Genomic DNA, 12,432 nt, shown 5'->3' on the forward strand with positions numbered 1-12,432 from the left:
GTGCCGATCTTGCAGCGCACCTGCCAGCCCGGTACACGAAACCCACCAACCGGCCCCTCAACAACCTCAACCACACCGGCAGGCGCTCCGTCATCCATTGCGGGATAGTCGATTCCTGGCACAAGTGACGTTTCTTCAACTGAAAAACGATAACTAATTTCTCCGTACGATTCACTTGTCACGAGCGTTTCGAAATCTGGCGGAGAATCGGATTCGGGAGAAGATACTGGGCTAAGAACGAAGGCCACGCTAAAGAGCGCGGAGGTGAATCTCCTTTTCATGGTCGGGAATCCTCTACTTCTTCCTTTGATTTAGCATGGAAGCTATTCATCACGAACGACGATCCCTCTATCTTGATCTCAAATTCCATGGTGAGCGGATTCTCATCGAATTCAGTGATTTCGTCGTTTCGATACTCGACGTACGCGGCAGTCATGACATCTGCGGTAAGGAAATAGAGGTTTTGATTCTCCGGGTGAGAAATAGGGTCGCTCGTTGACTGGATGGCGTATTTGATTCCCTCAGCCCATTCATCCATTTCATAGAGAGAAGATATGTTTTCGATAAAACTGTTACATAGGGTGCATTCTGGGCTGCTGACTTTTTTGAGGGTGGTGGTGTTGCCGGTGTTGATGGAGTATGCGAGGAGGTTGAGGTAGTACTCGGCGAAGTAGCGTGCCCCGAACGCGTCCATGTTGGTGGCAGCGCTGGGTAGTTGTGGTTCGTGTGGTTCCACCCAGTCCACGGGCCTGCCCAGCTTCCCGTTGGGTAAAATCGGGTACTCACCGGACATGGGTATGCTGTGGGCTGCATCGCCTGACCCGCTTTGATTGGCAGAGGCTTCAATGTTGTTGCTTTGCCCGTCTTGTGCCTGGCTGCATGCAGCCAGAGTGAGCAAGCCAGCCAATACTGGAACCAGCAGCCTAGTGCTCGCGGCGCATCGTGATCGTCGTGTCATGTGCACCACACTACGGAACAGCACTGCTGCCCGTACAGCCCCAATTCATAATTGTGGATCAAACTCTTTCTGCACCCACCTGTCGATCTGGAAGCCTCTCACTGGATTCATCACGGCTCTACCTCCCGTGAGGTAACTCGTGACCAGTGCAAACGCCTCGCCCATGTAAGCGGTTAGCAGCAGAACCCTCTTCAGATCGACAGACGGGGAGGAGAGAAGAGGACAAGCATGCGGGAAGAAGAATTCCCAAAATGTGGGAAAGAACCACCCACGCTTGCACCCCGCGCGGAAGACCCCTCAGGCCCCGCAATGAGACACAAGGTTCACTCACCCCGCAAGCCGCGGGCCTTGTCTCCCCTCGACAATCACGCGAGCGACGATCACACGAGGCCCCGGGCATGTTCCCCCAGGTTCGAACTCGACACACACCCACAGCCCAAAGGACCCGCACTGACCCCACTGGCCAACCATTCCTGCAGGTCACAAGCCCACCCACCCAACGGCGCGTAGCACCCACAGCCTCACAACGAACCTACCGCCACGCCAAATCGAACCTCGGGGACGAAAAGAGGAAAGGCGCATCTCTCACCTCGCACTCGAGACAAAAAGCGAGGCACTCATGCCTTCGCGAAAGACGTTACAAGAGGGGGAGGACACCTACCCTCCACGCACGGTGACACGAGGGCCAGTCCTCACCCACGACGACACAAGGCACGAGGAGAGTGGACATCCCCGCGCGGGGCTTGAAACTACTGCTACTTGTCGGCGCGGTCGATAACCTCGGACGTACCTGACATGTCGGTGTTCTGAGCGGAATCCTTGCTTGACGTGCTCTCAGCATTGTCAGGAGCAGTGCCGGCAGCCTCGCGCTCCTGGAGCAGCCGTTCGCCCAGAGCCAAAGCATCACGCCGATTCTCATCTTCGTGACGCTTAGTGGCGTCATCTTTCAGTGCGTCAACTTGTTCGCGCGCATCGGCCTGACGACGCTTCTCCTCTTTTTCGCGCTTGGCGTCCTCGACGTTCCACGGAGTTTTTTCACCGCGAGCTTCACGTTCGTCAGCCAGATTCTCTCCACGTTTCATTGCCTGATGGAAGTTCATACGAGCCTGCTTCTCCTTACGGTGTTCAGAAATTTCTTCCGGCGACATGCTGGCTAGAGCCGCCAATTCGCCCTCGCTGAATGAGGGGTGGTATGAGGCGTCAATGGCCAGCGGAGCATCGGAAAGCTTGGGGGGATCGGGGGTCGGTTCGACCTCTCCGGTCACAGCGTGGTGTGGCCACTCCAAAGTACGAGGGACACCCAGCGTGACATAGTTCGGCGTCTCATTGAAGTGAATCAGAGAGGACTTATCGGTCGGCGGGATTGCAGGCGGATTCGCAACCCACGCACTGATCTGCAAAATGACACGCATCTGCAGGTTAATCCACAAAATGAGCGTGACCAGCGTCGTCGCAGTGGTCAACACTGCGCCCGACACGGCGCCAACAGCGGACGTTCCCAAGAAGCGCAGCACCCCGGCGGCGAGGGCAGCCAATGCGGCACCCCACATGAGGTCGCGTCGAGGTGGATGAACGAGCGCCACGATTCGAATCAGAACAATGAACACGCCGAAATCAACCGCAAAACCGACCAGCAGGCTCGCAATGTTCAATGCAATTTTACCGAAACCGGCGTCGATTCCCAGAGTCGAGAAAATCCAATCGCCAAACACTCGCAGAGCTACGGAGGAAACGGCGCTCACCAGCACTCCCACGCCCAGGCAGAGAGCGCCGACCAGGTTACGCGGCATCGACTTGTAGATGGGAACCGGGGCACTCACCAGCCCAAACATCGAACGAATCGCCATGCCCAGCGACCCCACAACCGACAGAGCGGACCACACCAAGCCGACGAAGGCAACGATCGACGTGATTGACATTGCGGTGGAGACCTGCAGACTGTCGGGGTTGACCAGTCCGCCGTTCGTGCCGTCATCTATGACGCCCGGCATCGCATTGTTGACACCGTTGATGACAGCCTCTTTGAGCTCCGCGTTATTGCCCAGCACCGCCATGAAGATGGTCCAGCCGACGACCAGTGCTGCGGACAGCGACAGGAGCGTTGTCAGCGCCATACCGCCTGACATCAAGCCACCGGAACGCTTACTGTATCGCGCCAATGCTCGCGCCAGGCGCGTCCGGTTCCACCACTGAATCAGTGCCTTGATCTTGTCGACCAGACCCGGAGTAGCGAGGGTCTCGCGCAATCCCGGGCCGCGCAGATGCGAGGCGCGCTTGGTTTCGTCGGAATATGTGCCGGCCAGTTCGGCTGAATGATAACCGGGAGCATTCGGAGATGGCTCATCACGATAGGTCAGATCCGATTCGCGCACGGTGCCCGTGAACGTTCCGGGTACTGAGCGCGGGCTCGGCGGCGCAACGGTGGATCCCACGTTGGTAGCCGACAAATCGTGTTGAGTATCGTTCGTGCTTGCCGTCATATTCATAATCTACGGTGTTGACGCGGCGCGCGCTCGCTATGCATAGGCAGAATTTGCTCAACAGGGGACGGCCGTCTCCCCTCGTCGATCACGAAAATTGACGAGGGAGGCTGCCGCATCCGCGTTCCTACTTCGTTTCGAAATCGAAAAGGGCGAGCGAGGAATACATGCCAGTGGGGTCCACGCGGTCCAGGCGAAATCCTGGAACCATCCAAGAGGCCTCGAAATCTGCGGCGACGTCGAGAGCCAGGTCAATGGCTGGGTCATCAACATCCTGAGCCAGTGTGACGTGAGGGTGGTAGGGGAATCGAAGGGTGTAGTCAAGTGGGCCGGTGCGCACATCGTCTGCAAGGCTGCGGCACTCATCCATGCCTTGCGTCACAGTCAGGAACGCCACCTGGGACAGAGGGCGGAACGTGTCAGTACCTTTAATGGTGATGCGGAACGGCTGGCGGCGTTGCGCGACGGAGCGGAGGTGGCGAATGATTCGGGTGCGATCTTCCACCGGCACGGCAATCGGCGGCATGACGGTGATGTGGGCGGGGACACGAGAGCCGTTGACGTCACCCAGCCCGAGACGCAACTCTGTCAGTTCGCTGACCCAAGGCTCCGGAATGGCGATGACTGCTCCCATCCATTCCTGGCCGTCAAGGCGCGGAGGCAGGAACATGGATCACCGCCATTTCTGCAATGAGGTAGCTGCGTGGCGAAGCGGCCGGGGTGCCGCTGCGCGACTGACCTTTTAAGAGTACATGGGATGGCGCGGCTGTGAGGTGAAGGCGGTGCGGCTGTGAGGTGAAGGTCGCAACGCAGGTAGATGCCATGACCTAGGTCACGAGCCGTCCCCGTGGTGGTGACAAACCTCTATGGCAACGTAAACTTATGACGTGGCCTGCCTGTGGGGACACGGACGGGACACCGAGAAATGAACGTCTCTCAAGAACTTCGTTGACAACGTGGAAGGACACACAGCGATGAGTGCTCAGGTGCGCAAAACTGCCACCAAACTTGCCGATGGGCGAGACCTCTTTTATTTCGACGATTCCCCCGAATATGTATCAGGACAGCGCACTCGTCGCCTCGATGACCCGCGGCCCTTGCCGGATCGTTTCGCACCGATTGAAGGGGAGGACGGGACCGTTCATCCCGTGACCGGACCTCAGATGCGCAAAGACCCGCTGACCGGGGACTGGATCCCGATGGCGACCCACCGCATGAACCGCACATTCCTTCCGCCAGCAGACGCGAACCCACTGGCGCCGGCACGACCGGGCGCCGAATACTCCGACGGGGAGATACCCGACACAGACTACGACGTCGTCGTCTTCGAAAACCGCTTCCCCTCCCTCATGGCAACCCCAGAACAGGCGCAGGAAATCGCCGCAGCTGCCGGTGTGATCCCCGTGAACGGTCTCGACGGTGATGACCTGTACCGCAGGGCACCAGCCGCGGGACGATGCGAAGTCATTTGCTTCACCCCGAACCTTGAAGACTCACTGGCCACCGTCTCCCATGAGCGCATGCGCACCGTGATCGAAGCGTGGGCGGACCGTACCCGCGAACTGTCAGCAATGCCCGGCATCAAACAGGTTTTCTGCTTTGAAAACCACGGCAAGGAAATTGGCGTCACACTCTCGCACCCACACGGCCAGATCTACGCCTACCCCTATCTGACGCCCCGCACCCGCCAAATGCTGACTCAGGCTCAGGCCCACCGCGAAGCGACTGGTCGCAACCTGTTCGACGATATCGTGGACACCGAGCTGCGCAGTGCGCGCCGTATCCTCGATCAAAGCGAACACTGGGTGCTGTTCACACCCGGAGCCGCGCGCTGGCCCGTCGAAGCTCACCTCGTCCCACGTCGCCACGTACGCGACATTGCGCATCTGACCGAGGAAGAACGTGAAGAACTGGCTGACCTCTACCTGCATTTGCTACAGGCAGGTAATCGCTTCTTCGTCAACCCGGACGGTTCGGCCATCGAGCTGCCGTACATCGCGGCCTGGCATCAGGCGCCAATCGGACCTGAAGGCGACGAACTGCGCCTGCACCTGGAGTTCTTCTCATTCCTGCGCGCGCCGGGCAAACTGAAGTACCTGGCTGGTTCGGAATCAGGTATGGGTGCGTGGATTTCCGACACGTCTCCCGAAAAGATCGCTGACCGTTTCAAGGAGGTGTGGTGATATGACCACCCCACACACACCCGAGCAGGCTGACTCCATGCACGAGGGCGGCTCAGCCAAGACAGAGGACCTCACGTTCAACGACCCCTTGACATTTGACGAGGGGGCCCTCGCCGCGCGCACCCTGTTCCGCGAAACATTCAACGCAGATGCGGATGGCGTGTGGCACGCACCTGGCCGTGTCAACATCATCGGTGAGCACGTGGATTACAACGGTGGCATCTGTCTGCCGATCGCGCTGCCACACCGTGCATTTATCGCTGCCACACCGCGATCTGACCGCCACGTACGCCTCGTGTCTCCGCAGACGCGCGACCATATCGACGAGTTCGACCTCGACACCGTTGACCGACGCGGGACTGACGGCGAAGTATCCGGCTGGGCTGCGTACCTTGTGGGCGTGGCATGGGCCCTGGAGCAGGCCGGCTTTGGGCCGCTGCGCGGCTTCGATGCGGCGCTGCATTCCTGTGTGCCTCTGGGTGCAGGACTGTCGTCTTCTGCCGCTTTGGAATGCGCGATGGCCGTGGCGATCAACGACATGGAAGACCTCAACCTGCTCGGTGGTGACGATGATGATGCGGGCCGCGCACTCTTGGTGGATGCCGCACGGCGCGCTGAAAACGACATTGCGGGCGCCAATACAGGTGGGCTGGATCAGTCTGCATCGATGCGCTGCACGAAGGGACACGCACTGGAGCTTGACTGCCGCGATATGTCCGTGCGGTCGATCCCATTTGACCTGGCTCACGACCGCCTGGCACTCCTGGTGATCGACACGCGCGCCGAGCATTCGCATGTAACCGGCGAATACGCCCAGCGCCGACAGGCCTGCGAAGACGCCGCAGGCATCCTCGGTGTCGATCTGCTGGCCGACATCGACGATGAACAAGCGGCATTGGATCAGCTGCCTGACGAGGTGATGCGCGCTCGCGTGCGTCACGTTCTGACGGAGATTGATCGCACACGCACGTTCATTGATGAGCTGGCTTCCGGCTCGCTGGTCGGGGAGCGGCTGGATCGCTGCGCCGCGCTCTTGGACGCGTCCCATGACTCGCTGCGTGATGACTATGAGGTGACCTGTCCGGAACTGGATGTGGCCGTCGATGCGGCGCGAGCCAGTGGAGCACATGGCGCACGCATGACAGGTGGCGGTTTCGGCGGCTCGGCGATCGCCCTCGTCGATGAGTCTGCTGCGCGAGACGTGGCCCGGGCTGTCGCTGATGCCTTTGCTGAGCACGGCTTCGAAGCGCCGCAGTTCCTGATCGCTACGCCTGAAGAACCTGCAGGAAAAGTCGCTGAGTAACGTGGCGCGTCACAGGGGTCGTCAATACCTCGATCAGTGGCTGAAACACCGCGGCGGCCCTTGTGGTGGCGAATCGTCGACAGATGTGACATTCGACCAGCCGTGGCAGCTGAAAACTCCCACAATGGCACAATCAGATCTATGAGTGATGAAACCCCATGGCTGATTGTGGGGCTGGGAAATCCCGGCGCCCAGTATTCGCGCACCCGTCACAATGTCGGTCACATGGTGATCGATGCTCTGGCGGAACGATGCAGTGCGACCCTGACCGCACACAAGAGCGGGACGCACATGGCGAGTATCCGCCTGGGCATCAGACCAGGGGGTGCGCCAGGACCGCAAGTTCTCGTGGCCACATCCGATTCATACATGAATACGTCGGGTCGCTCGATCAGTGCGTTGGCTCGCTTCGCACACATAGCGCCCGACCGTATCCTCGTCATTCACGATGACCTCGACCTGCCCGAACACGACCTGCGCCTGAAATTTGATGGGGGAGAAGGCGGCCACAATGGCCTGAAATCGCTCAGTCAGTGTCTGGGGACGCGGGCTTACCACCGGTTGCGTGTCGGAATCGGCAGGCCTCCGGGCAGGCAGGACCCAGCAGACTACGTTTTGGCACAGCTTTCAGCGCGCGACCGCACTGAGTGGGACGTGACAGTGGAAAAGGCCGCTGACGTGATTGAAGACGTGGCACTAAACGGTTTCCCGGAGGCCCAACAGCGCCTGCATTCGCATAGCTCGCCGCAGTAAAATCCTTTGTGTTTGCGCCATCGCAGTGATTCCGCCCGCCCACTGAGCGCCCTCGCCACATGTACCTATCCCAGTGAAACATGAGGAAGATGTCATGAAATTGAACGGCTTGATGGACCTGATCGGAGCCGACCAGGCAGTTCAACAATTCGCCACTTCACTGTCACGGTCCCTGAGCGGCACCATCGTCGCCCCGCAAGGCATTCGACCCGGCATGTACGCCCTCGCATCGCGCGAAAGGCTCATTGACGAGGCGGACCCGTCCGCCGTTGGACCTCTGATCATCATCACGGCATCGGGACGAGAAGCCGAAAGGCTGACTGACGCATTGTCTGCATGGGTGCCGAATGTGGGCATGTTCCCCTCGTGGGAAACCCTGCCGCATGAGCGACTGTCACCCCAGGTGGACACGATGGCCCAACGTATCGCCATCTTGCGCCGGCTGACACACCCGGATCCAACCGACCCGGCGACCGCGCCACTGTCCATTGTTGTCATGCCGGTCCGCGCATTCCTCCAGCCTGTCATCCACGGGCTGGCCGACCTGGAGCCGGTGCGCGTCAAAGTAGGGGACATGGTGGATCTGCCCAGCATGGTTGACCGTCTGACACAACTGGGATACGAACGCGTGGATATGGTGGAGGCACGCGGACAGGTCAGCGTCCGAGGCGGCATCCTCGACGTTTTCCCACCTCAGGAAGCACACCCTTTACGCGTCGAACTGTGGGGCGATGAGGTTGACGAGATTCGCTGGTTCTCCATGGCTGACCAGCGCACCCTCGGCGCAGCTACCGACGGCCTGTGGGCGGTGGCGTGTCGAGAACTCTTGCTAACCGACGAGGTCCGTGAAAAGGCACGCCATGCTGCTGACACCCTGCCGGGCGCGGCGCAGATTCTGGAACTGGCCAGTGAAGGGATCTACAGCGCAGGCCTGGAGTCTCTGGCCCCTGCTTTGGTGGAGCGCATGGACACCGTCCTTGACATCGCTCCCGAGAGCAGCGTGCTCATCATGGATGAGCCGGAGCGGGTGCGTGCCCGCGCAGCCGACCTTGTGTCAACCACCGAGGAATTCCTTCAGGCAGCATGGACCGCAGCGGCCGATGGCGGCACTGTCCCACTGGAAGCGCGCGACGCTTCGTTCCGTGACCTGGACGAAGTGTGGCAGGCTTCCGGACTCGCGCGGTGGGAGGTCTCCTCACTGGCGCCGGCAGAACTGGCCGATGCGCTGATCGCTGTCGAGGATGACCGAGGTGTGGATACGGACGACGAGCCGGGTGCTTTGCAGGCCCACGAGGCGCACGCCGTGGTGGTCTCACCGACACTGATGGCAGTCGGTGCTCGAGAAGTACGCCCATATCGCGGTGACTTTGATCGAGCGTGCGCCGATTTAGCTGAGCTGTCACACGCCGGGTGGAACATGGTGGTGACCACTCAAGGCCCTGGGCCCGGGCGACGAATCGCCTCGATACTGAACGATGCGCACGTGCCGGCGCGAGTGGTAGAGGAGTTGACGCGCGCGCCTGAAGAAAGTGTCGTGCACGTGACGACCGCGCAAGCCGGCGCCGGGTTTGTAATGGCCGATCAGCACCTGGCAGTCCTTACTGAACAGGACCTGACTGGTCGCGTGGGAGCGGCCACTCGCGATATGAGGAAGATGCCGTCGCGGCGCAGGAAGGGCGTCGATCCGCTGACACTGCACGCCGGCGACCTGGTTGTTCACGAACAGCACGGGATCGGACGCTTCCTCGAACTGGTCTCACGCACTGTGGGCAGGGGAGCGTCCGCCGTCACGCGCGACTACCTTGTCATTGAGTACGCTCCCTCGCGCAGGGGACAACCTGGGGACCGTCTGTTCGTGCCGACGAACTCGCTGGATCAGGTCTCCAAATACACGGGATCGGATCAGCCGACACTGACCCGGATGGGTGGGGCTGACTGGGCGAAGACCAAAGCCAAAGCTCGTAAAGCCGTCAAGGAAATCGCCGCTGAGCTGATCCGCCTGTACGCCGCGCGCCAGGCAACAAAAGGGCACGCGTTCAGCGCTGACACCCCTTGGCAGCGCGAACTTGAAGATGCGTTCCCATATGTGGAAACCCCTGATCAGCTCGTGACAATCGATGAAGTCAAAGCTGATATGGAAAAGTCCATGCCGATGGACCGGCTCCTGACAGGAGACGTGGGATACGGCAAAACCGAGATCGCTGTGCGCGCGGCGTTCAAAGCCATCCAGGACGGCAAGCAGGTTGCTGTGCTGGTTCCCACCACCTTGCTGGTCCAGCAGCACTATGACACCTTCAGCGCTCGCTATGCCGGTTTCCCCGTCACAATTGGGACACTGTCACGTTTTTCCACGCCGAAAGAAGCTGAAGAGGTCAAGGAGGCACTTGCGTCCGGTGGTATTGACCTGGTGATCGGCACACACGCCCTGCTGACGGGCACGGTCCGCTTCAAGGATCTGGGTCTAGTCGTCATTGACGAGGAGCAGCGTTTCGGTGTCGAGCATAAGGAGACACTCAAAGCGCTGCGCACTGATGTGGACGTGCTGTCCATGTCGGCAACACCTATCCCTCGAACACTGGAAATGGCGATTTCCGGTATCCGTGAAATGTCGATCCTGCAGACACCGCCAGAAGAGCGTCAGCCGGTTCTGACATTTGTGGGCGCATACACGGATGCGCAGGTTATCGCTGCAGTCCGGCGCGAGCTGCTGCGTGACGGGCAGGTGTTCTACGTCCATAACCGTGTCGAATCCATCAACACGGTGGCTGCTCACCTCAGCGAACTGGTACCCGAAGCGCGCATCCGTGTCGCTCACGGCAAACTGTCCGAACACGAACTTGAACGCGTCATCGTTGATTTCTGGAACCACGACTTCGACGTGCTGGTGTGCACGACAATCGTGGAAACCGGCCTGGATATTTCCAATGCAAACACCCTGATTGTGGACAGGGCTGACGCGTTCGGTCTGTCACAGCTGCACCAGCTGCGTGGCCGAGTGGGACGAGGGCGCGAACGCGCTTACGCTTACTTCTTTTACCCAGCTGACCGCACTCTTACCGAAACGGCCCATGAACGGTTGCGGACAATCGCCCAGTTCACGGATCTGGGCGCCGGGCTGCACGTTGCGCAAAAAGACCTCGAAATCCGCGGTGCCGGCAACCTGCTGGGTGGCGCGCAATCAGGTCATATCGAGGGCGTGGGGTTCGATCTGTACGTGCGTATGGTGGCTGACGCAGTGGCAACATTTAAAGGGGAGCGCCCCGCCGAACAGGTGGACGTGCGAGTGGATCTGGCCGTGGATGCGCATATTCCTGCCGAATATGTGACGAGCGAGCGCCTGCGGCTCGAGGTATACGCCAGGATTGCAGGCGTGAGCACGCCTGAACAGGAAAGCGATGTGCGCGATGAGCTGGCCGACCGATACGGCTCAATTCCTCCTCAGGTGGATTTGCTGTTCGACATTGCGCGACTGCGTGAGCGCCTGCGCCAGGTCGGTGTCGAAGAGGTCGCCACTCAGGGACGGTACATCAAGTTCGCACCCGTCGAACTTGCTGATTCACAGATGATGCGCCTGAAGCGGCTGCACCCTGGCGCAGTCATTAAGACTGCGGTGCGTCAGATCCTGGTTCCCATCCCAATGACCGCCCACATCGGTGGGCACCCCTTGGCAGACAGCGCCCTCATCGAGTGGACGCTGAATGTCGTTGACACGATCATCGTGCCTTTCGCCGCCTCATCAGAAGGCGGCGCCCCCGGCGTTAAAGACCGGTGATCACTCCCCGTGAACATAGAAGCCCGACACCTTGAAACGCCGAGTGGTCGCGTGCATGCGACCACTCGGCGCAAGTACCTGGGTGAGTCGTCCTCGTTCATGAGCGAGGGGAGCGGGACTTCTCACCCCCTGGTGCGGCACATCGGTCAACGTGACGTAGAATAGACACGCACAAGACCTAAGGAGGATCTCGGTGGCACAAAAACGGGGAATAGCTGGCTTCGTTGCAACTCTTGCCGGGCTGGCGCTCGTCATTACGGGATGTTCAGCTCACCCAGGCGCGGCGGCGCGAATCGGAGACCACAACATCAGCGAAGAAACCGTCACGGAAGTTGCCACTGCACTTCCCGATGTTGTGGCACAGCGAGTCAGTCGCGTGGATGCACTCAGGCTCCTGACGTCCAGCTATTTCCAGAATCGCATGGGACACGACAAAGACGTGACGTTTACTGACGACCAGGTTCTTGACCTCATGAAGCAAGTAGCTGCATCTCGTGGTCTTGAAGCCCCGGAAAATGTACCCGCCAGCGTCCTCGACGTCTTCAGAGGAGAGATGGTCCTGCAGCAGCTGCAGGTCGACGGCAATGATCTCCAGACGATCCAGCAGGAACTGGAACAGTACTACACGAAGGAAAAAATCGACATTAACCCGCGGTACTACACCGCCCAGGCGAACACAAAGCAGGCCAGCACGCTTGCCGACATCGTGACACCCGCAGATGTCAAGGCGCCGAAGAGCGACGGGGATGCATCGACTGACACAGACAGCCAAAGCGGCCATACCCACTAAAATTTAAAACGTGAGACATACCTCGATGCACGCTGCGCGGCTCACGCCGAATGAGGGACCAATGTCGCTCAAGTGCAGGTCAACACGTACACGTGAAGGTCACGAGCACGTTTTTCGAGCATCAGGGGTGTGTTTTACAACCGTTGCGTACTACTGTGAGACGCGACAGCTCCACGCACACAATCACGAAGGA

Annotated in this window: 9 protein-coding genes; 5 read left to right on the plus strand and 4 right to left on the minus strand. The window is 59.8% G+C overall.

All coding sequences use genetic code 11. The features are described 5' to 3' along the window. The 4 genes from AC1EJZ_RS10250 to AC1EJZ_RS10265 all read right to left on the minus strand — a co-directional run. Nucleotides 1-281, minus strand: a 281-nt coding sequence (locus AC1EJZ_RS10250) for a hypothetical protein (protein WP_480294822.1), incomplete at its 3' end; no start/stop codon positions are given. Continuing rightward, on the minus strand, nt 278-958 hold the full coding sequence (locus AC1EJZ_RS10255) for a DUF6318 family protein (RefSeq protein ID WP_480294823.1): 681 nt from the start codon (nt 956-958) through the stop codon (nt 278-280). The genes AC1EJZ_RS10250 and AC1EJZ_RS10255, both read right to left, overlap by 4 nt. A gap of 755 nt (nt 959-1,713) precedes the next feature. Continuing rightward, nucleotides 1,714-3,438 carry a YihY/virulence factor BrkB family protein gene (locus tag AC1EJZ_RS10260; RefSeq protein WP_193599968.1) on the minus strand — a complete coding sequence of 575 codons (1,725 nt, stop codon included), beginning with the start codon at nt 3,436-3,438 and terminating at the stop codon, nt 1,714-1,716. 127 nt (nt 3,439-3,565) lie between these two features. Beyond that, nucleotides 3,566-4,108, minus strand: a complete 543-nt coding sequence (locus tag AC1EJZ_RS10265; RefSeq protein ID WP_070725743.1) for a 2'-5' RNA ligase family protein — start codon at nt 4,106-4,108, stop codon at nt 3,566-3,568. A 304-nt stretch (nt 4,109-4,412) separates the two neighbouring features. Here AC1EJZ_RS10265 and galT point away from each other — a divergent pair, with 304 nt between their 5' ends. The 5 genes from galT to AC1EJZ_RS10290 all read left to right on the plus strand — a co-directional run bounded on the left by galT (nt 4,413) and on the right by AC1EJZ_RS10290 (nt 12,239). After that, the gene (gene galT / locus AC1EJZ_RS10270; RefSeq protein WP_480294825.1) at nt 4,413-5,621 is read left to right on the plus strand and encodes a galactose-1-phosphate uridylyltransferase; all 1,209 of its coding nucleotides are present in this window, start codon (nt 4,413-4,415) and stop codon (nt 5,619-5,621) included. A 1-nt stretch (nt 5,622) separates the two neighbouring features. Further along, nucleotides 5,623-6,924: a galactokinase gene (galK, locus tag AC1EJZ_RS10275; protein WP_413772594.1), complete on the plus strand. Its 1,302-nt coding sequence runs from the start codon at nt 5,623-5,625 to the stop codon at nt 6,922-6,924. Nucleotides 6,925-7,065: 141 nt separating this feature from the next. Further along, nucleotides 7,066-7,677 (plus strand): aminoacyl-tRNA hydrolase, encoded by a 612-nt coding sequence (gene pth, locus AC1EJZ_RS10280; protein WP_070725740.1) that lies wholly within the window; start codon nt 7,066-7,068, stop codon nt 7,675-7,677. 94 nt (nt 7,678-7,771) lie between these two features. After that, nucleotides 7,772-11,449: a transcription-repair coupling factor gene (gene mfd, locus AC1EJZ_RS10285; protein WP_480294827.1), complete on the plus strand. Its 3,678-nt coding sequence runs from the start codon at nt 7,772-7,774 to the stop codon at nt 11,447-11,449. A gap of 193 nt (nt 11,450-11,642) precedes the next feature. Further along, entirely contained in the window at nt 11,643-12,239 is a 597-nt protein-coding gene (locus AC1EJZ_RS10290; protein ID WP_058237088.1) for a hypothetical protein, read from the plus strand. Nucleotides 12,240-12,432 lie beyond the last annotated feature (193 nt).

The organism is Pauljensenia sp. C0170B5 (genome assembly GCF_056590195.1).